20 protein-coding genes are annotated in these 21,525 nt (G+C 69.4%); 13 read left to right on the top strand and 7 right to left on the bottom strand.

Annotated features, from left to right (window positions below; genetic code table 11):
- The first annotated feature begins 9 nt into the window (after positions 1–9).
- The 6 genes from DMC64_RS15675 (at position 10) to mptB (ending at position 9,161) form a co-directional block, all read left to right on the top strand.
- Positions 10–1,800 (top strand): hypothetical protein, encoded by a 1,791-nt coding sequence (locus tag DMC64_RS15675; protein WP_233629672.1) that lies wholly within the window; start codon positions 10–12, stop codon positions 1,798–1,800.
- A 393-nt stretch (positions 1,801–2,193) separates the two neighbouring features.
- Complete coding sequence (locus DMC64_RS15670; RefSeq protein WP_037337645.1) at positions 2,194–3,978, top strand: ABC transporter substrate-binding protein; 1,785 nt, start codon at positions 2,194–2,196, stop codon at positions 3,976–3,978.
- 8 nt (positions 3,979–3,986) lie between these two features.
- A complete protein-coding gene (locus DMC64_RS15665) occupies positions 3,987–5,018 on the top strand; it encodes an ABC transporter permease (RefSeq protein WP_125734110.1) in 1,032 nt (343 codons plus the stop codon).
- Positions 5,015–5,920, top strand: coding sequence for an ABC transporter permease (locus DMC64_RS15660; RefSeq protein ID WP_037337650.1), 906 nt, complete (start codon positions 5,015–5,017; stop codon positions 5,918–5,920). The genes DMC64_RS15665 and DMC64_RS15660 overlap by 4 nt, the downstream gene beginning before the upstream one ends.
- Positions 5,917–7,587, top strand: a complete 1,671-nt coding sequence (gene nikE / locus DMC64_RS15655) for an ABC transporter ATP-binding protein (protein ID WP_125734109.1) — start codon at positions 5,917–5,919, stop codon at positions 7,585–7,587. Before DMC64_RS15660 ends, nikE begins: the two co-directional genes overlap by 4 nt.
- Positions 7,588–7,601: 14 nt before the next feature.
- Entirely contained in the window at positions 7,602–9,161 is a 1,560-nt protein-coding gene (gene mptB / locus DMC64_RS15650; protein WP_125734108.1) for a polyprenol phosphomannose-dependent alpha 1,6 mannosyltransferase MptB, read from the top strand.
- A 180-nt stretch (positions 9,162–9,341) separates the two neighbouring features.
- Here mptB and DMC64_RS15645 read toward each other — a convergent pair whose 3' ends face one another.
- The 4 genes from DMC64_RS15645 to DMC64_RS15630 are packed head-to-tail and all read right to left on the bottom strand — an operon-like array spanning position 9,342 to position 13,271.
- On the bottom strand, positions 9,342–9,758 hold the full coding sequence (locus DMC64_RS15645) for a TIGR03668 family PPOX class F420-dependent oxidoreductase (protein WP_125734107.1): 417 nt from the start codon (positions 9,756–9,758) through the stop codon (positions 9,342–9,344).
- 13 nt (positions 9,759–9,771) lie between these two features.
- On the bottom strand, positions 9,772–10,398 hold the full coding sequence (locus DMC64_RS15640; RefSeq protein WP_125734106.1) for a bifunctional 2-polyprenyl-6-hydroxyphenol methylase/3-demethylubiquinol 3-O-methyltransferase UbiG: 627 nt from the start codon (positions 10,396–10,398) through the stop codon (positions 9,772–9,774).
- A 48-nt stretch (positions 10,399–10,446) separates the two neighbouring features.
- Complete coding sequence (locus DMC64_RS15635; protein ID WP_125734105.1) at positions 10,447–11,334, bottom strand: LD-carboxypeptidase; 888 nt, start codon at positions 11,332–11,334, stop codon at positions 10,447–10,449.
- Complete coding sequence (locus tag DMC64_RS15630; protein ID WP_125734104.1) at positions 11,331–13,271, bottom strand: prolyl oligopeptidase family serine peptidase; 1,941 nt, start codon at positions 13,269–13,271, stop codon at positions 11,331–11,333. The genes DMC64_RS15635 and DMC64_RS15630 overlap by 4 nt, the downstream gene beginning before the upstream one ends.
- 121 nt (positions 13,272–13,392) lie before the next feature.
- Between DMC64_RS15630 and DMC64_RS15625 the strand changes: the two genes are divergently transcribed.
- The 7 genes from DMC64_RS15625 (at position 13,393) to DMC64_RS15595 (ending at position 19,094) form a co-directional block, all read left to right on the top strand.
- The gene (locus tag DMC64_RS15625) at positions 13,393–13,968 is read left to right on the top strand and encodes a DUF3090 domain-containing protein (RefSeq protein ID WP_037312366.1); all 576 of its coding nucleotides are present in this window, start codon (positions 13,393–13,395) and stop codon (positions 13,966–13,968) included.
- A gap of 4 nt (positions 13,969–13,972) precedes the next feature.
- Entirely contained in the window at positions 13,973–14,755 is a 783-nt protein-coding gene (locus DMC64_RS15620; RefSeq protein ID WP_037337671.1) for an SCO1664 family protein, read from the top strand.
- Positions 14,740–15,633, top strand: coding sequence for an aminoglycoside phosphotransferase family protein (locus tag DMC64_RS15615; protein WP_125734103.1), 894 nt, complete (start codon positions 14,740–14,742; stop codon positions 15,631–15,633). Before DMC64_RS15620 ends, DMC64_RS15615 begins: the two co-directional genes overlap by 16 nt.
- Before the next feature lie 50 nt (positions 15,634–15,683).
- A complete protein-coding gene (locus DMC64_RS15610) occupies positions 15,684–16,499 on the top strand; it encodes a DUF3097 domain-containing protein (protein WP_125734102.1) in 816 nt (271 codons plus the stop codon).
- 95 nt (positions 16,500–16,594) lie between these two features.
- The gene (locus tag DMC64_RS15605) at positions 16,595–17,026 is read left to right on the top strand and encodes an NfeD family protein (RefSeq protein WP_038513731.1); all 432 of its coding nucleotides are present in this window, start codon (positions 16,595–16,597) and stop codon (positions 17,024–17,026) included.
- A gap of 58 nt (positions 17,027–17,084) precedes the next feature.
- On the top strand, positions 17,085–18,431 hold the full coding sequence (locus DMC64_RS15600; protein WP_016334240.1) for an SPFH domain-containing protein: 1,347 nt from the start codon (positions 17,085–17,087) through the stop codon (positions 18,429–18,431).
- A 180-nt stretch (positions 18,432–18,611) separates the two neighbouring features.
- On the top strand, positions 18,612–19,094 hold the full coding sequence (locus DMC64_RS15595; protein WP_125734101.1) for a pyridoxamine 5'-phosphate oxidase family protein: 483 nt from the start codon (positions 18,612–18,614) through the stop codon (positions 19,092–19,094).
- On the opposite strand, the gene DMC64_RS15590 is transcribed toward DMC64_RS15595, so the two are convergent.
- The 3 genes from DMC64_RS15590 to DMC64_RS15580 are packed head-to-tail and all read right to left on the bottom strand — an operon-like array spanning position 19,084 to position 21,469.
- Positions 19,084–19,449: a MerR family transcriptional regulator gene (locus DMC64_RS15590; RefSeq protein ID WP_125734100.1), complete on the bottom strand. Its 366-nt coding sequence runs from the start codon at positions 19,447–19,449 to the stop codon at positions 19,084–19,086. The two genes, DMC64_RS15595 and DMC64_RS15590, sit on opposite strands and share 11 nt — an antisense overlap.
- Entirely contained in the window at positions 19,446–20,888 is a 1,443-nt protein-coding gene (locus DMC64_RS15585) for a DHA2 family efflux MFS transporter permease subunit (protein ID WP_125734099.1), read from the bottom strand. Before DMC64_RS15585 ends, DMC64_RS15590 begins: the two co-directional genes overlap by 4 nt.
- Positions 20,885–21,469: an NADPH-dependent FMN reductase gene (locus tag DMC64_RS15580; RefSeq protein WP_125734098.1), complete on the bottom strand. Its 585-nt coding sequence runs from the start codon at positions 21,467–21,469 to the stop codon at positions 20,885–20,887. Before DMC64_RS15580 ends, DMC64_RS15585 begins: the two co-directional genes overlap by 4 nt.
- Between the last annotated feature and the right edge of the window lie 56 nt (positions 21,470–21,525).

The following is a 21,525-nucleotide window of genomic DNA, read 5'->3' as shown; positions in this document are numbered from 1 at the left end:
TCGGTGTTCATGGCTCAGGAGAGCCCGCCTGCCGGCGGAGCGCAATTCGGGCAGATCGTCATCGCGGGCCTGATGTTCACGGCGGTCTTCCTGCCCTTGGCCCTTTTCGTGCTTCGCGAGCGCGCGGGGAAGCGGACGGTCTTCGGTCGCGTCGCGGACTGGATGGCCGGGCTCACCGGTCTGCCGCGCTGGGCGGCACTGCCGATGTTCGTCGCCTTCCTGTCGGGGATGTCGGCGCTGATCGGCGTCTACTGGGACGTGCCGATCCACATGGAACTCGGTCGCGACGAAGGCCCGCTCGCGAACCCGTCGCACTACCCGATCTACTTCGGACTGATGGGCATCTTCGCCAGCGGCGTGCTCAGCGCGACCCTGGCGACGAAGGATCTGCCCAAGCGCACGTTCAAGATCGGCCCGCACTGGCGGGCGCCGATGGGGTCCATCCAGATGATGGCGACCGGGCTGGTCGGCATCGCGGGCTTCCCGCTCGACGACGTCTGGCACCGCCTGTTCGGCCAGGACGTCACCGAATGGGGGCCGACGCATGTCCTGATGATCGGCGGCGGTGTGTGCGTCGTGCTGGGCCTGCAACTGCTGCTCGGCGAGGCGCGCCAGGTCGGTGCGACCGGACCGGTCGTGCGCCTGCTCGGCCCCGTCCTCGCCGGTGCCTGGATGATGGGCGCTTCGGCGTTCCTCATGGAGTTCGATCTCGGCGTCCCGCAGTTCCCGATGCTGTCGCAGGTCGTGCTCGTCGGCCTGATCGGCGCCTGGACGCTGACCTACGGCCGGCTTTCCTGGGGGCCCGGCGGGGCACTGATCGTCCTCGCGGTCTTCCTCACCTCCCGTGCTTCGTTCGCCGTCATCCCGCTGTTCGCCGACCTGCACGTGGCGTCGCTGCTGCCGTACGTCGCCGAAGCGGTGATCATCGAGGTCGTCGCCTTCGCGATGCGGAACCGTCAGGGCTACACGTTCGCCGCCGTCGCCGGTCTGCTCGTGGGGACGGCCGGGATGCTCGCCGAGGCGGCGTTCACCCGATGGCTGATGCCGAACCCCTGGCCCACGGCGCATCTGCCGTTGTTCGTCCTATTCGGGACCGGCGCGGCGCTCGCGGGCGCTTTCATCGGGGTCTGGCAGTACCAGCGAGTGGAGGAGACGGCGACGCGGGTGCCCGCGGCCGGCCCCCGGCATTCGGTCGGGCTCGTCGGCGCGCTGGGCGCGGTCGCGCTGATGTCGGCGGTCGCCGTCCCGGCCGATCCGGAACCGGGGTTCACCGCGGACGTCCGGCTGACCGAGGCCGCGACCGGGCTGCCGATCTCGAACCCGCACGGCGGCGGCACGCCACGCTGGGTCGACGCGACCGTCACGATCTCGCGGCCCGACCTGGCCGAAGACGCCGTATGGCTGAACGGTTTCGCTTGGCAGGGCGGCGATTTCTTCACCGCGCCGCTGGAGAAGATCGGCGACGGGGTGTACCGCACGGCCCAGCCGCTGCCGGTGTTCGGCCAGTGGAAGACCGGGATCCGCGTGCACGTCCCGAACCGGGTGATGGGGCTCGCCCCGATCTACGCGCCCGCCGACCCGGCCGCGAACGCGCCGTCGATCGACGCGACGTCCGGCACGCGCCCGTTCATGTCCGAGATCGAGTTCCTGCAACGGGAGCGGAAGTCGGAGACGCCCGCGGTGCTGTGGACGGTCGCGTACGTGACCGTCGGGCTCATCTTCGCCGGGATGTGGGCGCTGTTCGCGTGGCTCTACGCGGCCGCGGCCACCGCGCGGCGGCGTGAGGTCTCCGTCGGCTGACGCCCCCGCGTTTCGTCCTCTGGATGCGGTACTTGCGCGTGCAACGACCGCATCCAGAGGACGAAACGCTTTGCTCGCACTTCGTCGCACGTATCGATTGGGCATCATCGCGCGCAAGACTTTTGCAAGCCCGCTTCCCTTGAATACCCAGGACACCGCACGTGTCGCCGGTTCGCGCGCCGAAATGGTGACGCAGTGCAACGTCGATGAGACGTAAAGTAGCTGTCGACCACGCGACGACATTCGCCGTGCACGATCGGTATTGGCGAGTCATTGCGCGGTTACCGCGACATGTGGTTACTTTTCCGCCTCGGGGGTTGGGTTACAGCGAGTTTCGATGGGGTGGTCTTCGTGCGCACAGAGCGTTTTCCGAGGCGACGGCGCGGTCTTCGCGTGGTCGCCGTCCTCGCCGCTTCGGCGGTCGCGACGGTGCCTTTCGTGCCCGCCGCGGCGGCACAGCAGCAGGGCAAGGTCCTCCGGGTGGCGCTCACGACCGGCATCGACCACCTGAACCCCTTCACCGCCCAGCTGGCGGCGTCGACCCAGGTCGGCCGGTTCAACTACGAGTTCCTGACGCTGCCTTCGGCCGAGGACACCCAGCCCACGGGCGGGATCGCGGAGTCGTGGAAGACGTCGGACGACAAGCTCACCTGGACCTTCACCATCCGTCAGGGGATGAAGTGGTCCGACGGCAAGCCGATCACCGCGCAGGACCCCGCGTACACCTTCCAGCGGATGCTCGACGACGAGAACGCCCGCACCGCGAACGGCAGCTACGTCACCAACTTCGCCTCGGTGTCGGCGCCGGACGACAAGACGCTCGTCATCAAGACCAAGGCCCCGCAGTCGAGCATGACCTCACTCGACGTCCCGATCGTGCCCAAGCACATCTGGGAGCCGATCAAGGACCTCAACGCGCCTTCGACCGACGACATGGCCGTAGTCGGCGTCGGCAGCGGGCCGTACCTGCTGACCGAGTACAAGAAGAACGAGTTCGTGAAGTTCAAGGCGAACAAGGACTACTGGCGCGGCGCGCCCAAGGTCGACGAGCTGCAGCTGCTGCAGTTCAAGGACGCCGAGGCCGCGGTCAACGCGTTGAAGCAGGGCGAGGTCGACGTCATCAACCGCCTCACGCCGACGCAGTTCGACGCGCTCAAGGGCGAGAAGAACATCACCACGAACAAGGCGCCGGGCCGCCGGTACAACGAGCTCATCATCAACTTCGGCGTCAAGAACGTGCTCGACAAGCCGATCGGTGACGGGAACCCGATCCTCAAGGATCTCCGCGTCCGCAAGGCGATCGCGCAGGCGATCGACACCAACACCATCGTCGAAAAGGTGATGAACGGCTACGGCCAGGCCGGGACCGGTGTCGTGCCGGCGATCTACAAGGCCTACACCTGGACGCCGTCCGACGCCGAGAAGACCAAGTTCGACATCGCGGCCGCGAACGCCACGCTGGACCAGGCCGGCTACGCCAAGGGAGCGGACGGCATCCGCGTCGCCCCCGGCGGCGCGAAGCTGGAGTTCCGCCTCGCCGGGCACGCGAACCGGCCGTTCGACCAGCGTGTCGCGCAGTTCGTCACCGGCTGGCTCAAGGACGCCGGCATCGGCGTCAAGCAGGAACTCGTCTCCGACGACGAACTGGACGACCGCACCACGGCGGGTAACTACGACCTCGCGATCTCCGGCTACGGCACCTCGCCCGACCCGGATTACGCGCTGAGCCTGAACACTTGCGCCGGCCGCCCGAACGCGGAGGGCAACGGCGGCAGCTCTGCGACGTTCTTCTGCGACCCGCGCTACGAAGACCTGTACAAGAAGCAGCTGACCGAGTTCGACCCGGCCAAGCGCGCCGAGCTCGTCAAGCAGGCGCAGGCCGTGCTGGCGGGCGAGTACGTCGACGTCGTCCTGGACTACGACAACGTGCTCGAGGCATACCGCTCGGACAAGTTCTCCTCGTTCACCAAGCAGCCGCAGCCCGACGGCGCGATCCTCGAGCAGTCCGGCTACTGGGGCGTCTACGGCGCCACCCCGGCCGATGCGGCGGCGGCCGGCGCTGAGGAGAGCAGCAACACCGGATTGTGGATCGGCATCGGCGCGGTCGTGCTCGTGGTACTCGTCGGCGGCGGCGTGCTGCTCGGGCGGCGCGGCAAGTCGGCTGACGACCGGGAGTAAGAGCAGCGTTGACCGAAGCACTCAGTTCCCTCGACCAGTCCGCGGCGCTCGTCGATCCCGACGAGCGCCGGGGCGGGACCGGCACCGCCCGGTTCGTGCTCTCCAAGATCGGCGGCGCGCTGGCGAGTCTCGCGCTCGTCGTCGTGCTGGGGTTCTTCCTGTTCCGGACGCTGCCCGGTGATCCCGTGCGGTTCATGGTCCGCGACCGGCCGACCGATCCGAAGATGATGGCGGAGCTGCGCGCCCAGATGGGCGTGGACAAACCTCTGCTGCAACAGTTCTGGGATTACGTCGTCGGCCTGCTCCAGGGCGACATGGGCGTCTCGTACCTGCAGCGGCGCCCCGTCTTCGACATGATCGGCGAACGGTTGTGGCCGACGATCCTGCTCGTCGGCAGCGCGACGGTGCTCGCGGTCGCGCTCGGCCTGTGGCTCGGCATCCGCGCGGGCTGGCGCCGGGGGAGCGGGTTCGACAAGGCGCAGACCGGGATCGCGCTGACCCTGTGGTCGGTTCCGCAGTTCTGGCTCGGGCTCATGCTGCTCGTGGCGACCGACGGGCTCTTTCCCAGCCGGGGCATGCATTCCCCGGACGTCGCGCCCGGCTTCTTCAGCGAAGGTCTCGACGTCCTCCACCATCTGGTGCTGCCGTGCGTGACCCTGCTGGTGGTGTTCTACGCGCAGTACATGCTGGTCATGCGGTCGTCGCTGATCGGCGAGATGAACTCGGACTACCTCACCACCGCGCGGGCCAAGGGCCTGCGCGACGACCTGGTGCGCAAACGGCACGCCGTGCCCAACGCGCTGCTGCCGACGGTGACGCTGGTCTTCATGCAGTTCGGCATGGTGGTCTCGGGCGCGGTCTCGGTCGAGGCCGTGTTCAGCTGGCCGGGGCTCGGGCAATTGCTCTACGAAGCGCTCCGCGGACCTGATCTGCCTGTCCTGCAAGGAGTCTTCGTCACCCTCGCCGGTGCGGTGGTGCTGATGAACCTGCTCGCGGAGTTGCTCTACCGCGTGCTCGACCCCAGGGTGCGGACGGCATGACCACAGCGGAAAAACCCGGTTCGATCGTCTGGCGCCGCCGCCGCGAGGCCGTGGCCAAGCGCTGGCACGAGTTCACGACGAACAAGGCGGGCGTCTTCGGGCTGGCCTTCCTCGGCATCCTCACCGTGCTGGCCATCCTCGCGCCGGTGATCTCGGACGAATCCGGCCTCGACGTCACCAAGGCTCACGGCGGTTCGCTGAACCCGCCCAGCGGGGAATTCTGGCTCGGCACCGACATCGACGGCCGCTCGGTGCTGCTGATGACGTTCTGGGGCGCGCGGATCTCGCTGCTCGTCGGGTTCTCGGCGGCCTTCCTCTCGGTCCTGATCGGCACGATCATCGGGATCGCCGCTGCGCATTTCGGTGGCTGGCTGTCCGGGTTGCTGCTGCGGTTCACGGACTTCTTCCTGGTACTGCCGTCGCTCGTCCTCGCCGTGGCGCTGGCGTCGGTGCTGGAGCAGGGCGCGATGACCGTGATCGTCGCCATCGGTGTCACCGCCTGGCCGAGCACCGCCCGGCTGGTCCGCGCGCAGACATTGACCATCGAAGGCCGTCCGTACATCGAGCGCGCGAAGGCGCTCGGCGGCGGTCACCTGCACATCGTCGGCAAGCACGTCCTACCCGGCGTCATGCCGCTGGTGCTGGCCAACACCACGCTCGTCGTGGGCAACGCGGTCATAGCGGACGCGACGCTGGCGTTCCTCGGTGTCGGCAATCCGAACACCGTCTCGTGGGGAGCCATGCTGCAGACCGCGCTGAACAACGGTGCGATCAGCAAGGGCGCCTGGTGGAACCTGCTGCCGCCGGGGCTCGCGATCGTCGTGGTCGTCCTCGCCTTCACCCTCGTCGGACGCGCGCTGGAGACCGTGCTGAACCCGCGCCTGAAGGGACAGCACTCATGAGCCCCTTGCTGGAACTGAAGAACCTCGGCGTCACGTACGCCACCGGAAGCGGCGAGGTCGCCGCCGTCCGCGGGGTCGACCTCGTGCTCGAACCCGGCGACACCCTCGGCGTCGCGGGGGAGTCGGGGTCGGGGAAGTCGACGGTCGCGATGAGCGTGCTGCGGCTGCTCCCGCGTTCGGCGAAGGTCAGCGGGGAGATCCTGCTGGACGGCGAAGACGTCACCGCCATGAAGTGGGGCAGGCTGCGCGCGGTGCGCTGGGCCGAGGCCTCGGTCGTGTTCCAGGGCGCGATGCACGCGCTCAACCCGGTGCGGAAGATCGGCGAGCAGATCGCGGAGCCGATCCGGCTGCACCCGCCCGGCGGCAAGGCGCTGTCGGACGGCGAGATCCAGGCCAAGGTCAAGGAACTGCTCGAACAGGTCGACCTGCCGCCCGGCCGGGCCGGTGCGTACCCGCACGAACTGTCGGGTGGGCAGAAGCAGCGCGTCATGATCGCGATGGCGCTGGCCTGCTCGCCGCGGCTGATCATCGCGGACGAGCCGACGACCGCGCTCGACGTCGTCGTCCAGGCCCAGGTGCTCGACCTGCTGGGCAGGCTCGTCGCCGAACAGGGGATCGGGCTGATCATGATCAGTCACGACCTGTCGGTGCTCGCCGCGACCTGCCGCCGGATCGCGGTGATGTACGACGGTGAGATCGTCGAGGAGCGGCCGAGCGCCGAGTTGATGAGCGCGCCGCACCACGAGCACAGCAAGGCGCTGGCGGCCGCGTTCCCGATCGTCGGCGACCCGGTGTCCCGATTCGCGCCCGCGACCAGCACACCGCTGCCGCCCGAACCGGAACGCGGCGCCGACCAGCCCGCCTTGCTGGAAGCCGAAGACCTGCGCGTCAGCTTCCGCGACCGCAGCGGCAAGCGCATCGACGCCGTCGCCGGGGTGAGCCTGCAGGTGCGGAAGGACGAGATCGTCGCGCTCGTCGGCCAGTCCGGCTCCGGAAAGACGACGCTGGCCCGGACGCTGCTCGGGCTGCAGAAACCCGATTCCGGAACGGTGCGCTACGACGGCAAACCGGTCCCGCTCGGTGGCGCCGGGCTCAAGGCGTACCGACGGCAGGTCCAGCTCGTGTTGCAGGACCCGACGAGCGCGCTGAACCCGAACCACACGGTGTACGAGGCCGTCGCTGAAGGCCCGCGTATCCACGGAATGGGCGCGAACGAGCACGAGATCGTCGTCAAGGCGCTGGAAGCGGCCGAACTGCGGCCCGCGGAGAAGTTCCTCGACCGGCTTCCGCACGAGCTGTCCGGCGGGCAGCGGCAGCGGGTCGTCATCGCGGGCGCGCTCGCGCTGGACCCCGGCGTGATCGTGGCGGACGAACCGGTGGCGTCGCTCGACGCGTCGGTGCGAGGGGAGATCCTCGCGCTGTTGCTGCGCCTGCGGCGTGAACTCGGCCTCGCCGGGCTCGTGATCACCCACGACCTCGGGCTGGCCTGGAACATCGCCGACCGGGCCGCCGTGATGTACCGAGGGGAGCTGGTGGAGGTCGGCACGGTGGAGGAGGTTCTGCTGGATCCGAAGCACGACTACACGAAGTCGCTGCTCGCCGCGTTGCCCGGTGGAACCGCGCGGGAAACCCCCATTGCCGCGCACTCGCACAGGCGCGGTGTGTAACCTCCAATCTCGAAATGGCGACCACGACAGACCCCCAGCAGACGCCCTCGGCCGGTTCCCTCGGCGAGCGGCTACGGGTGCCTTCCCGGTTCCCGTACCGCACCATCGCGATGGGAACCATCGGCAGCACGCTGCTGATGCTGGCGGCGCTCGGCGCCGGTGGCATCCTCGTCCGTGACCCGATCCTGGGGCACGGGCCACTGTCGTGGATCCGCTACGGCCACGGCCGCATCCTCGCCAACGCGATGCTGTACACGGGTTTCGCGCTGATCATCTGGGCGTGGGTCCGGCTTGGCCGCTACGCGCTCGCCGGCCGGATCGGCAGCCGTCCGATCGTCATCGCCGCCGCCTGCTGGATGGCGCCGCTGCTGGTGTCGCCGCCGCTGTTCACCCGCGACGTCTTTTCGTACCTCGCGCAGGGCGCGCAGTTGCTCAACGGCCTCGACCCGTATGCCAACGGCCCGGCCGAGCTGGTCGTGCTGCCGGACGTCGTGCAGAACGTCCACCCGCTGTGGCAGACCACGCCCGCGCCGTACGGTCCGCTGTTCCTGCTGGTCGCCAAGGGGATCGTCTCGGTCACCGGCAACGACATGATCGCCGGTGTCATCGCGACCCGGCTGGTGCTGATGATCGGCCTGGTCGGGATGCTGTGGTCGCTGCCGCGGCTGGTCAAGCACCTCGGCGGCAAGCTGCCGATCACCCTGTGGCTCGCCATCGCCAGCCCGATGACGGTGATCCACCTCGTCGGCGGCCCGCACAACGACCTGCTGATGCTCGGCTTCCTCACCGTGGGCGTGCTGGCCGCGTTGGAGCGTAAGCACGTCGTCGCGATCGTCCTGGTCACCATCGGCATGCTGATCAAGCCGACCGCGGCGTGGGCGCTGCCGTTCCTGGTCTGGGTGTGGGCGAACCACCTTCCCGGCGACCGGAAGGTGGTCAACTTCTTCCGCGCGGGCGCCGCGTCGGTCGGGATCTTCCTGCCGGTGTTCGTCGCGGGCACCTGGCTCTCGCTCGGGTCGGTCAACCTGGGCTGGCTGACCGGCCTCAAGGCGCCGACGCTGATCGCGAACTGGATGAACTTCCCGACCGGGATCGGCGAGATCTTCTACTCGCTGGTGAACCTGGTGATCGACGTCGAGGTCTCGCCGTTCGTCACGGTGTTCCGGGCGATCGCGATGGTCGGGCTGTTCGTCTTCGCCGGCTGGCAGTGGTGGCTGGCGCGCGACGGCGGTTACCCGGCGATCCACCGGATGGCGATCGTCCTGCTGGCCGGCGCGATCGTCCCGCCGCCCTCGCTGCCGTGGTACCTGACCTGGGGTTTCGTGGTCCTGTCGGCTTTCGAATGGCGTCGTCGGAACCTCGCGGTCGTCGTCGCGGTGTCGGTGTTCGTGACGCTGGTCTACTACCCGACGGGGGAGCAGGCGCTGTACGACTGGTGGTTCATGGCCGGTGTCGTCGCGGCGAGCGTGTACGCGGCCGCTTCGCTGCTTCGGCCGGATCCGCTGGGGATCATCGCTGCCTGGCGGGGGAAGCCGGTGGAGCAGTTCCTGCCGGCTGAGGCTCCTCGCTCCTGACTTTCAGTACTTGGGTTGGCGCGCGCTCCTGAGGCGATCTGGCGTTCCGTGAAGGCCTCCTTGAGAGACCCAGAGTCCCTCAAGGAGGCCTTCACGGACTTTGCCCACCAAAGTGTATAACGACCTATACGGCGTGGCGAAGGCCGTGTTGCCGTAAAACGGCAACACGGCCAGAGAAGCTCAGGAAGAACGCCATCCGCTCCAAGAATGGACGAGCGTGGTGACCACGGCGTGCGGAGGAGGCTGCGCTTCGTACTGCGGGTACTTCTCCCGCAGCAGCCGCACCGGGAGGGCCTGCTCGTCGGGATCCGTCAGCACCCGGGCGACGCCGTCCGCCCGGGCCCACCACAGCCCGGCCCAGTCCTCGTCGTAGCGGTCGGTCAGGAAACTGACCACCGGGTTCTCCGCGATGTTCTTCAGTCGCCGCAACGCCGTCGTGCTCTTCGGCTTGTGATCGATCGCGAAGGCGACCGAGTCGCCTTCGACGACGAACGTCACCGGCACGAGATGGGGGACGCCGTCCGCGCCGGCCGTCGCGAGCCGCGCGATCCGCTCGCCTTCGAACCGTGACCGGGCTTCGGCAGGCGACATCCGCATGCCATGACGGTACCTAGCCCGAGCGGCGCACGCGGAGCACGTTGTCCGACCGCGTTCCGTGCTGCCCCTCCGGACCGGGGAAGTCGTGCGTGATCACTTCCTGCCGCTCCACGGTCCATTCGCCGTCGGCCAACGCCAGCGCTTCGAGGACCTCGGCGGTCGTCGGGAAGCGGACGTCCTTGTGCGGCGGCTCGTCCATCCAGGTCGGCCAGCCCGCGTGGCCGGCGACCACCAGGGTGCCGCCAGGTGCGACCGCCTCGGTGGCGCGGCGAAGCGCCTTGTCCCGCTCGCCGTCGACCGCGACAGGGGAGTGGAAGAACTGAGCGGAGACGAGGTCGAAACGGCCTTCCGGGAACGATTTCGCCAGGTCGTGGCGCTCCCAGGTGATGCCCTCGGCGCCGGCCTCGGCCGCGTGGGCGGCGGCGCGCTGAAGCGCGACGTCGGAGATGTCGACGGCGGTGACGCGCCAGCCCTGCTGGGTGAGCCAGATGGCGTCACCGCCCTCGCCGCAGCCGAGGTCGAGCGCGGTGCCCGGCGTGAGGGCGGCGACCTCGTTCACCAGGATCGGGTTCGCCTTCCCGCTCCAGACCTGGTCTTTGTCCCGGTAGAAGTCTTCCCAGAACTGCTGTGTCGAATCCATGACCGCAAGATGCCCTCGGTCCGGCCGTCACCGCAAGTTCCGTTGCCGTTATGGCAAAAGTTGGAGCGTTCCCGCGTCGGCGTCGAGGGTGGCCCGTGCTCCGAGAGGGATGGTCGGCGACGCCGGGACGTGTCCGACGCCGAAGTCCCACGCGATGGGCACGCCGAGCGGCCCGAGCCGGTCGAGCATCAGGGCGCGGATCTCCTCGGGATCACCGCAGGACTTCCACGAACCGAGCACGATGCCACGGACACCGTCGAGCCAGCCGGAACGCAGCAGCTGGGTGAGCATCCGGTCGATCCGGTAGAGGCTCTCGGTGACGTCCTCCAGCAGCACGATCGACTCGCGCGCCGAGCCCTGTTCCGGCGCGCCGAGACCGGCCGTCAGCAGGGCGAGGTTGCCGCCGATGAGCGTCCCGGTCGCGGCGCCCGGCACCAGTGGCGACGACGTCGGCGAGGTGATCAGCCGGACGCCTTCCGGTTCGAACAGCGAAAGCCGCAGGTGTTCGGCGGCCACCGCGTCGAACAGGGTGGTCGCGGGCATCGGGGAGAACAGCGTCTCCAGTCCCATGTGGACGTTCACCGCCCGGTGCAGCGCGGTGACGTCGCTCGACCCGGCGAACATCTTGGGCCCGGCCGCCTTCAGCGCCGCCCAGTCGATCAGGTCGAGCATGCGCTGCGAGCCGTAGCCGCCGCGGGCGGCGAGGACGCAGGTCACTCCCGGGTCCAGCCAGGCCCGGGTGAACTCGGCGGCCCGGTCCTCGTCGGAAGCCGACAGGTAACCGGCGGAGGTCGCGCGGACGCAGTCGCCGACGTGGACCTCGACGCCCCAGCTGCGGAGCACCGGCAGCGCCTTCTCGACGAGGTCCGGCGGGACCGGGCCCGCCGGGGCGACCAAGGCGATCGTGTCGCCTGGTCGCGTCTTCGGTGGCCTCACCGGCTCAGCCGGAGCTTCGGCACGCCGGGTGTCTCGAAGCCGAAGACCTGACCGTAGAACGACAACTCCGCTTCGAGCGCGGCCACGATCGTCTCCGCCTTCCGGAACCCGTGCTGTTCGCCCTCGAACCGCAGGTACGCGTGCTCGATGCCGCGTCCGGCCAGTCCGGCGACGAAGCGGTCCGCCTGCTCGGGTGGGCAGATCTCGTCCTCCAGCCCCTGCAGGAACAGCAGGGGACCGGCGAGAGTGCCCGCGTTGTTGATCGGTGACCGGTCGCGGTAGCGCTGCTCGGTCTCCGGCAGCGGCCCGATCAACCCGTCGAGGTAGCGGGACTCGAAGTCGTGCGTTTCGCCGCCGTCACCGGTCCACTGGGTGAGGTCGAGGATCGGATACATGACGGTGCCCGCGCGATAGGTCGTCGTAGTGGTCAGCGACGCGGCGGAGGTGTAGCCGCCCGCGCTTCCGCCGCGGATCGCGAGCCTGTCGCCGTCGACGGTGCCTTCGGCGGCAAGGGCTTCGGCGACGGTGACGCAGTCGGCGACGTCGACGACGCCCCACTGCTCCCGCAGCCGTTCGCGGTAGGCGCGGCCGTAGCCGGTCGAGCCGCCGTAGTTCACGGTGACGACGGCGATCCCGCGGCTGGTGAAGTAGGCGATCTCGTGATCGAGCACCGCGCTGTCGCGGCCGGTGGGACCACCGTGCGGGTACACGAACAACGGTGGCAGTTCGCCGTCCGGCGCGGCGAAGTCGGGGTTCGCGGGGAGGTAGAGGAAGGCCGGGATCCGGTCGCCGTCGTCGGTCTTGAAGATCCGTTCGACGGGCGTCGACAGGTAGTCGGGCGAAGGCGGTTCGGGTGCCGAAGCCAGTTCGGTCACCGTCCCACCGGCGAGATCGACCTTGACGACGGCGGCTTCGCGTTTCGGGCCCGCCGCGACGCCGACGACGCAGCCTTCGTGGACGGCCAGCCCGTTGGTGGACCACGCGGTCAGGTCGGCGGCGGCCGCCACCGGGGTCAGTTCCCGCGTCGCCTCGTCGAGGACGGCGAGCTTGCCCGAGGCGATGACGGCGAAGCGGCCGCCTCCGAGTGGCGTGAACCAGCGGGCGCCGAGTTTCCACTGCGCACCGCCGATCTCCTGTTCGGCCGGAGCCAGGTTGGTGATGCCGCCGTCGAGTCCGATCCGGTGCAGGTTCCACCACCCGTGCGGGTCGAGCAGGGCCAGCAGGCTGTCCGCCGACTCCCAGTCGACCTGGCAGACGGAGACGTCGGCCGCGCCGGCGAGTACGCGGTGCGGCCCGAAGGTCCCGTCTTCGCGGAGTTCGGCGACGCACAGTTCGGTGCCGTCCCAAGGCATCGCGGGATGGTTCCAGCCGAGCCACGCCGCACGTTTCCCGTCGGGCGAGAGCTGCGGTGCGGTGAGGAAGTGATGGCTGGCGGTCAGCACGCGTTCCGGACCGCCGTCGAGGGGGACCGCGATGAGGTCGCGGGCGATGTCGACGCGGCGAGGGCCGGTGCTGCGCTCGCGGACCAGCCACACTTCGCCGGGCAAGCCGGGCCGGAGGTCGCTGTAGCGGATCTGGTGCCGCGTCGCCGGTTCCGGGGTCAGCGGCGTCGTTTCGCCGGTGGTCAGGTCGCGACGGTAGACGCGCTGATCCGTCCAGTGGGTGAAGACCAGGACGTCGTCGAGGACGAGCCAGGGACGGCCGCCGTACTCGTGGACCCGGTTCCGAACGTTCCAGGGAGCGGTAAGGACGTCTTCGACCGTGCCGTCGGCGCGGGACCGCACGAGGGTCACGCGACCGCCTTCACCTGTTCTCGCTTCGGCCCACCAGACCTCGTTTCCCGCCGTTCCGAGCCATTGCGCGCTGACTCCCGAGGCCGCGACGTCGGCGGCCGACAGGGGAGACGTCCAGGTGCCGTAAGGGGCGATCTCAACCACAGGGGAAGCCTAGGTTCGGCTCTTTGCCTATGACGGCTCGGGGCGCAGCGGTTTCGCCCTGGGCTGAACCGTGGGGCGGCGGATGCCGATCATGGGGCCGTGGCCTAGGGTCAAAGGTGCCATGTCTCGCGTAATCCACGTCTTCCGCCAGCCCGACCGGTTCGTCGCAGGAACCGTCGGTGAGCCCGGCGACCGCACGTTCTACCTCCAGGCGTCCGAGGACGTCCGCACGATCAGTGTGACGATCGAAAAACAGCAGGTCGTGGTCTTGGCCGAGAGGCTCAGCTCGCTGCTGGAAGAGGTCGCCAGCCGGTTCGGCGCGGACGTTCCGGACGACGCGCCCGACGAGCTCCTCGACGTCGACCCCCTGACCGTCCCGGTCGAGGAGGAGTTCCGCGTCGGCACGATGGGGCTCGGCTGGGACGCCGACAGCAGCGCCGTCGTCATCGAACTGCTCGCCATGACGGAAGGCGAGGTGGACGAAACGGTCGTTCTGGACGACACCGAAGAGGGGCCGGACGCCGTCCGCGTCTTCCTGAGCCCCGGTGCGGCGCGCGCCTTCGCGGAACGGGCGGACCGGGTGGTCAACGCCGGCCGCAAACCGTGCCCGCTGTGCGCGGAACCGCTCGACCCGGCGGGCCACATCTGCCCGCGCCAGAACGGGTACCGGCGCGACGTCGACGTCCTCGAGGACTGACGAGGTGACGGAGACTTCGCGGGACCTGGTGACGCGCGGCAAGATCGACGTCGAAGGCAGGCTCGTCGACGCCTCCAACGTCACGCTGTTCTGCACGATCGAGCTCGACGGCGTCACCGGCAACGTCGTGTACAAGCCGGTTTCCGGTGAGCGGCCGCTGTGGGACTTCCCGGACGGGACGCTCGCCGGCCGTGAGGTCGCGACGGCGATGATCGCCGACGCCTCCGGGCTCGGCGCGATCCCGCCCACGGTGCTGCGCGACGGTCCGTTCGGGCCCGGCATGGTGCAGCTGTGGATCGAGACCACCGACGAGGAACTGGTCGACGTCCGGTCCCCGGACAGCGTGCCGGACGATTGGCGCGTCGTGCTGCACGCGCACGATCGTGACGGCGAACCCGCGGTGCTCGCGCACGCGAACCGGCAGGGAATGCGGGAATTGGCCGTACTCGACATCGTGGTCAACAACACCGACCGCAAGGGCGGGCACGTGCTCGCCGGCGCCGACGGCCGCGTCTACGGCGTGGACCACGGGATCTGCCTGCACACCGACCCGAAGCTGCGGACGGTGCTCTGGGGCTGGATCGGCGAGCGGCTGACCGACGACGAGATCGGCAAGCTGCGTGGCCTGCGCGAGAAGCTGGACGGCGAACTCGGTGACGCGCTCGGCGAGCATCTCACCGGGTTCGAGATCCGCGCGCTGGCCGAGCGAACCGAACTGCTCCTGGCCGAGGCTGTCTTCCCGGAGCCGGGCGACGACTGGCGTGCCATCCCGTGGCCGTTGTTCTGATCGACGACGAGGCGCGTGCGCGTCTGGTCACGCGGTTCGGGGCGGAGGTCGCGGCGTGGTGCGACGAAGTGCCCGCTCTCGTGGCGCGGCTGGCGGCGCGGTGGGGGCTCACCGTCGTCGACGCGAAACCAGGTAACACCGGGCGGACCCTGATCTGTGCCGGGGACGACGGAGTCAAGAAGGTCCTCAAGCTGACGCCGGATCACGCGATCGCCGCGTCGGAGGCCGCCGCGCTGCGGGCGTGGGACGGCTGCTCGCGCGTCGTGCAGGTGCTGGACACCGCACTCGCCGACGGGGCGATCCTGCTGGAAGGCATCGACCCGGGCACGCAGCTGCTGGAGGCGGGAGCGAACGTCCCGTGGGCCGAGGTCGGCGATCTGCTGGTCCAGATCCACGCGGTGGCTCCGCCGCCGGAGTTCTCGACGTTGGAAGACCGTGTCGTCTTCATGTACGACCTGGCCGAGCGTGGGCTGCGGGGTTCGGTGGCCGAAGCCACGCTTTCGCTGGAGACCCTCGATCGGGCGAGGCGGCGGGCGCTCGCGCTGGCGACCGGCGGGGGAGGGCTCGCGATCGTGCACGGCGATCTGCATCCGGGCAACGTCCTCGACGGCGGGCCCGGGAGGGGTGCGGTCGCGATCGATCCGCGGCCGAGCGTCGGTGATCCGTGGTTCGATCTGGCCGACTGGGTCACGTTGCCGATGCGCGACGGCGGAACGCTCGAATACGGTTTCGACGCGCTCGCGCCGTATCTGCCGGGTTTCGACGCCGAACGGGTACGCGCGTGGTGCGTCGCGCTCGCGCCGCTGTTCGTGATGCGCCCGCTGGAGCGGGGTGAGCGGACCCCGTTCGTCGAAACGATGCTGCGGATGGCCGCCTGATCGGCGTGGCGGGGAGACGCCGCCCCCGGGCGCCGCTAGCGTCGGGCGCCGTGCGCTCCCATTCGTACGACGACGTGCTGTCCGGTCCGCGCAAGCGGAAGATCCCCGAGGTGCCCGCGGAACCGGGGCTCGTGGTCGAAGACCCCGCCAGCGGCTACTGCGGTGCCGTGGTGAAGATCGAGTACGGCAACGTCGTCCTCGAAGACTGCCACGGCAAGCATCGGGTGTTCCCGCTCAACCCCGCGGGTTTCCTGCTCGAAGGCAAACCGGTCACGCTGGTGCCGGCGAAGGCGGCCCCGAAGACCCCGGTCCGCCGGATCTCCGCGTCCGGGTCGGTGCAGGTCCAGGGACTCAAGGCCCGGGTCGCGCGCGATTCGCGGATCTGGGTGGAGGGCAAGCACGACGCCGAACTCGTGGAGCGGGTCTGGGGACACGACCTGCGCGTCGAAGGCGTGGTCGTGGAACCACTCGATGGTGTGGACGTGCTGTCCGACCGGATCGACGAGTTCGGCACCGGCCCAGGACGGCGGCTCGGCGTGCTGGTCGACCACCTGGTCGCGGGCAGCAAGGAGTCCCGGATCGTCGACGCCATCCGCGACGAAAACGTGCTGATCACCGGGCATCCGTACATCGACATCTGGGAGGCCGTGAAGCCGTCGGTGGTCGGTATCCGCGCCTGGCCGAAGATCCCGCGCGGCACGGAGTGGAAAGAGGGTGTGTGCGAAGCGCTGGGCTGGGGCGAGCCGTGGGAGGGCTGGCAGCGGATCCTGGCGGCCGTCGGCAGCTACCGCGATTTGGAAACGCCGCTGATCGGAGCGGTGGAACGGCTCATCGACTTCGTCTCCGACCCCGGCGAAGAGTCCTGAATGACCGATTTGCGCGAGGTCACTCAAGGTCACGCGTCGGTCACGTCGGTTTCGCTTCCTCGGTATGAATCGACGCGATCTGGGAGCATGAACGCATGACAGGCGCTCTCATCTGGCTGATCGCCGGCATCCTCTTGATCATCGCCGAGCTGCTCTCGGGTGATCTGTTCCTGCTCATGGTCGGCGTCGGGGCCCTGTTCGGGGCGGGCTCGGCCGCCTTGACCGGCAACCCGTTCATCGACGTCGCGGTGTTCGCCGTCGTCTCGGTCGGGATGCTCGCGCTCGTCCGGCCGACCCTCAAGCGCCGGTTCCTCTCGGGGCCGGACATCAAGACCAACACCGACGCGCTGATCGGCGCACGAGCGGTAGTAGTGTCCACAGTGGACGTCGAAGCGGGCCAGGTGAAGCTGGCGGGCGACGTCTGGTCGGCACGATGCATGACCGAAGGGGAACCGATCGCCCCGGGGACATCGGTGACGGTCGTCGAGATCTCGGGCGCCACGGCGGTCGTCTCGGCCGAGCTGTGAGCCGGACGGCCGCACCGCAACAGGTTTCTACGTAAGGGGAAGGTAGTTGTCAGAGACAGTGGTGTTCATCGTCGTCGGACTGCTCGCGTTGTTCGTGGTCGTCGTCGTGGTCAAGGCGATCATGGTGGTGCCACAGGCGCAGTCAGCCGTGATCGAACGGCTGGGCCGGTTCCGGACGGTGGCTTCTCCCGGCCTGACGTTTCTGGTGCCCTTCCTGGACAAGGTGCGGGCGCGGATCGACCTCCGCGAGCAGGTCGTCTCCTTCCCGCCGCAGCCCGTGATCACCGAGGACAACCTGACCGTGTCCATCGACACGGTCGTGTACTTCCAGGTCACCGACTCGCGGGCCGCGGTCTACGAGATCTCGAACTACATCGTCGGTGTCGAGCAGCTGACCACCACGACACTGCGTAACGTCGTCGGTGGCATGAGCCTCGAGCAGACGCTGACCTCGCGTGACTCGATCAACAGCCAGCTGCGCGGTGTGCTCGACGAAGCCACCGGCCGCTGGGGCATCCGCGTCGCCCGTGTCGAACTGAAGGCGATCGACCCGCCGCCCTCCATCCAGGATTCGATGGAGAAGCAGATGCGCGCCGACCGTGAGAAGCGCGCGATGATCCTGACCGCCGAAGGTCAGCGGGAATCGGCGATCAAGACCGCGGAAGGTCAGAAGCAGAGCCAGATCCTCGCGGCCGAAGGTGCCAAGCAGGCCGCGATCCTGAGCGCGGAGGCGGAGCGGCAGTCGCGGATCCTGCGGGCGCAGGGTGAACGTGCCGCCCGGTACCTGCAGGCGCAGGGGCAGGCGAAGGCCATCGAGAAGGTCTTCGCGGCGATCAAGGCCGGGCGCCCGACGCCCGAGGTCCTGGCGTACCAGTACCTGCAGACCCTGCCGCAGATGGCGCAGGGCGACGCGAACAAGGTCTGGATGATCCCGAGCGACTACGGCAAGGCCCTGGAAGGCTTCGCCCGCGCGCTCGGCGCCCCCGGCGACGACGGCGTGTTCCGCTACGAGCCGCCGAAGGAAGACCCGGTCGAGAAGCCGGACCTGGAGGACGAAGAGGTCCAGGGCTGGTTCGACACCTCCAGTGACCCGAAGGTCGCCGAGGCCGTCGCGGCCGCGGAAGCCGTGGCGCGCAAGGAAGTTCCGGCGCTCGGTGTCGCGACGCCGCGGCAGGAGCCGCCCGCTCCGCGTCAGGTCCCGAAGGCCGCTCCGGCTCCGGAGCCGGAGGCCGCTCCGGAGCCTCCGCAGGCCCCGCCGCCTTCGCGGCTGCCGCAGCCGCAGCCGCCCGCGGGTCCGCAGGGCGGTCCGTACCAGGGTCCGCCGTCGCAGGGGCCGGGCAGTGGGCCGTTCCCGCAGCAGGGTCCGTTCGGTGGTCCGCAGGGTGGTCCGCCGCCGCAGCGCTGAGCGTCTTCGACGTGAGAGAGGGCCGTCCCGTTGGGGGCGGCCCTCTTTCGTGTTTCTTGCGGGAGATCGGCGAGTCCGTGAAGGCCTCCTTCACTACCCTCAGGGTAGGTAAGGAGGCCTTCACGGACTTGGGCCACGGGCGCTGGACCTCGATCGCGGTCGAGGTTGCAGGCTTGCCTCATGGACCGACCGATTCTCGCGGTACGAGAGCTTCTCGACGAGCCGCGCCTGCCTGCCAGCGTCGCCACCACCACCGGCCGGGGCAATCCGGCGCTGGCGATGATGTGGTTCGTGGCCGAGGAGGGCAGGTTCTGGTTCCACACCCCGGTGTCGGACGGCCTGCCGTCACCGTTCCTGGCCGCGGCTCGCGACCATCGCGAAGTCGCCGTCATGGTCGCGACGTTCGATCCGCCCGACGACGTCCGGCAAGTGCGGACGAACGGCCCCGCGAGGCTGGAAGCCAAGGACCTCGCCCGGATCCGCCGTATCTATGAGCGCTACATCCCCGGCTGGTCTTCGGACTGGGCGAAGCATGCCGCATCGCCGGACGCGCGGCTGTGGTCGATGTCCCCGGACCGGGGTATGGCCGTGGCCTACCCCGGTCTGGAGAACCGTCCGGTGTTCCGCTGGACGAATCCCGCCGACGCACCGTTCAGCTCCTGAGGAACTCGAGCGTCCGGTACTCGTCGACCACCGAGGCGAGTTCGGCGATGCGGGCCTGTCCGGCGTCGATGAGCCGTTGCCCCGCGCGCGACCACTGCTCGAGATCGGGGGACATCGGCGGGATCTCGGCCAGGATCTCCGCGCTTTCGGCGAGGCTGAGCCCGACCCGCTGGGCGGCGACCGCGAGCCGGATCCGGCAGATGGCGTCGACCGTGAAGCGGCGTGCGTTGCCCGCGGTGCGCTCGGCGGTGATGACGCGGTAGCGCTCGTAGTACCGGACGGCGTTGGCCGAGACCCCGGCCTTGCTCGCGACCTCGCCGATGGTCAGGTGGGCACCGAGTGTCGTTGTCGTCATGCCGCGCTCCGTACCGTCGTGGGTTCCGCTGTCGGGATGGTGGGCCGGGTTTGCAGCCTGACCACCAGGGCGAGCACCATGACCGCGAGCACGCCGACGAGGGTCAGACGATACGCGTCGACGATCTCCCCGGTGAGCGCCGGCGAACCGTGCACCGCGGCGAGCCCCTGTCCTCCGGTGGCACCCGCGATCAGCCCGGTGAACACCGCGCTCACCGCCGCGGTGCCGACCGCGCTCGCGATGGTGCTGGCCAGCGGGAGGATCGCGGAACCGGACGCGAGATCCGGCCCCCGCAGATCGCGGCCCGCGCTCACGATGGTGGGCATCATGATCGCTCCGGTGCCCGCACCTTGGACCACGCCCAAGATCGCCAGCACCGTGTACGACGTGTCCGGCGCGAGGACGAGGACGGTCAGCGCGGTCGAGGCGACCGCCAGGCTCAGCCCCGTCCCGACGACGATCCGCGGGCCGAAGCGTTCCAGAAGGCGGGCGGCGAACTGGATGGCGATGCCCATCCCGATCGTGCCCGGCACCATCATCGCCGCGCTGATCAGGGCCGAGTCGCCGCGGATCACCTGGATGTAGGCGGGCATCAGCAGCATCGAACCGAAGTACGGCCCGGCGTACAGGACGAGGATGGCGGCGTTGCGCCCGAACGTCCGGTCGCGCAGGAGCCGGACGTTCAGCAGCGGTGCGCGATGACGCCACGAACGGCGCGTGAACACCGCCATGAGCGCCAGCCCGACGGCGACGATCGCCGCCCGGACCTCGAGACCGGCCGTCTCTTCGCTGAATCCGTACGCCACCGCGACGACACCGGGGACGAGCAGCAGACCGCCGGCGACGTCGATCGGAGTGCGTTCGGCCGACGGGATATCGGCGGGCACCCAGCGGAGCACTCCCGCGACGGCGAGCAGGGCGGGCGGAACGGTGATGAAGAACAGCGCCCGCCACGACAGCCCGTCGAGCAGGATCCCGCCGAGCATCGGGCCGAGGATCGGCCCGATCAGCAAGGGAAGTCCGGTGATCGTGGTCATCCGGCTCCGGCGTTCCGGGGCCACCGCGCCGAAGCCGATGGTCATCCCCAAGGGGTTGATCAGGCCACCCGCGAGACCTTGCGCGACCCGTGCGGCGATCAGCCAGCCCAGATCACCGGCGGCTCCGGCGGCCACGGACGCCACCGCGAACACGAGCAGCGCGGCCAGGTACACCCGGCGTGCTCCCCACCGTTGCGCGAAAGTCGCCGCGAGCGGCATCGCCGCGACCATGCCGAGCGCGTAGCCGGTCGCGATCCACTGGATCGTGGTGAGCGAGGCGGAGAAGGTGGTCATGAACCGCGGCAGTGCGACCGCGACGATCGTGGTGTCGAGAACGGCCATCAGCCCGCCGAGCGCGATCACCGCCGCGATGCGCAGCTCCCGTCCGGTCAGGCGGTTCATGACGCACTCACCTGAGCCGCGACGCGTCCGGCGCGCAGGGTGCGGGCCCACCAGTCCAACTCGGTCATCGTGGCGGCCAGCGCGCCGCGTTCGCCTTCGGTTCCTTCGTAGCCGTTCGGGCCGAGGCGGGTCCACGGAGCGTTCAGCAGGACCGCGTCGCGGATGGTGGTGGCGCGCAGTTCGGGGAAGATCAACCGCAGTTGCTCGATCGCCCGGATGCCGCCCGATCCCGCGCCGTAGCCGACGAACGCGACGGGCTTGTACGCCCATTCGGTGAAGTGCCAGTCGATCGCGTTCTTCAGCGCCGCGGGGAAGCTGTGGTTGTACTCGGGGGTGACGACGAGGAAGGCGTCCGCGTCGCGAAGCCTGTCGCTGATCACCGTCTCGGTGCCGCCGGGCCGCGTTCCCTGCAACGGGAGGTCGATGTCGGCGAGGTCGATCGGATCGACCTCCACGCCGTCGATCGTGGCGAGTTCGGTCAGCAGCCAGCCGGTGATGGCGTCGGCGAAGCGTTCGTGCCGGACGCTGCCGATGATGACGGCGAGGCGGATGGGGGACTGCGTGGTGGTTTCTGTGCTCATGACGACGACGCTAAAAGTTCGTCCATAGGCGAACTCAAGCCGTTGCGGCGCTGGTC

Source organism: Amycolatopsis sp. WAC 04197, assembly GCF_003947475.1.
GTDB classification, from domain to species: domain Bacteria; phylum Actinomycetota; class Actinomycetes; order Mycobacteriales; family Pseudonocardiaceae; genus Amycolatopsis; species Amycolatopsis japonica.
This window is presented reverse-complemented; position numbering and strand designations above follow the sequence as displayed.

Bases quoted from the DNA above. Each gene is read 5' to 3' on its own strand.
- DMC64_RS15590 (WP_125734100.1), bottom strand. From the start codon at position 19,449: ATGACGACAACGACACTCGGTGCCCACCTGACCATCGGCGAGGTCGCG.
- DMC64_RS15595 (WP_125734101.1), top strand. From the start codon at position 18,612: ATGGACCGACCGATTCTCGCGGTACGAGAGCTTCTCGACGAGCCGCGC.
- mptB (WP_125734108.1), top strand. From the start codon at position 7,602: ATGGCGACCACGACAGACCCCCAGCAGACGCCCTCGGCCGGTTCCCTC.
- DMC64_RS15585 (WP_125734099.1), bottom strand. From the start codon at position 20,888: ATGAACCGCCTGACCGGACGGGAGCTGCGCATCGCGGCGGTGATCGCG.
- DMC64_RS15625 (WP_037312366.1), top strand. From the start codon at position 13,393: ATGTCTCGCGTAATCCACGTCTTCCGCCAGCCCGACCGGTTCGTCGCA.
- DMC64_RS15640 (WP_125734106.1), bottom strand. From the start codon at position 10,398: ATGGATTCGACACAGCAGTTCTGGGAAGACTTCTACCGGGACAAAGAC.
- DMC64_RS15675 (WP_233629672.1), top strand. From the start codon at position 10: ATGGCTCAGGAGAGCCCGCCTGCCGGCGGAGCGCAATTCGGGCAGATC.
- DMC64_RS15605 (WP_038513731.1), top strand. From the start codon at position 16,595: ATGACAGGCGCTCTCATCTGGCTGATCGCCGGCATCCTCTTGATCATC.
- DMC64_RS15645 (WP_125734107.1), bottom strand. From the start codon at position 9,758: ATGCGGATGTCGCCTGCCGAAGCCCGGTCACGGTTCGAAGGCGAGCGG.
- DMC64_RS15580 (WP_125734098.1), bottom strand. From the start codon at position 21,469: ATGAGCACAGAAACCACCACGCAGTCCCCCATCCGCCTCGCCGTCATC.
- DMC64_RS15660 (WP_037337650.1), top strand. From the start codon at position 5,015: ATGACCACAGCGGAAAAACCCGGTTCGATCGTCTGGCGCCGCCGCCGC.
- nikE (WP_125734109.1), top strand. From the start codon at position 5,917: ATGAGCCCCTTGCTGGAACTGAAGAACCTCGGCGTCACGTACGCCACC.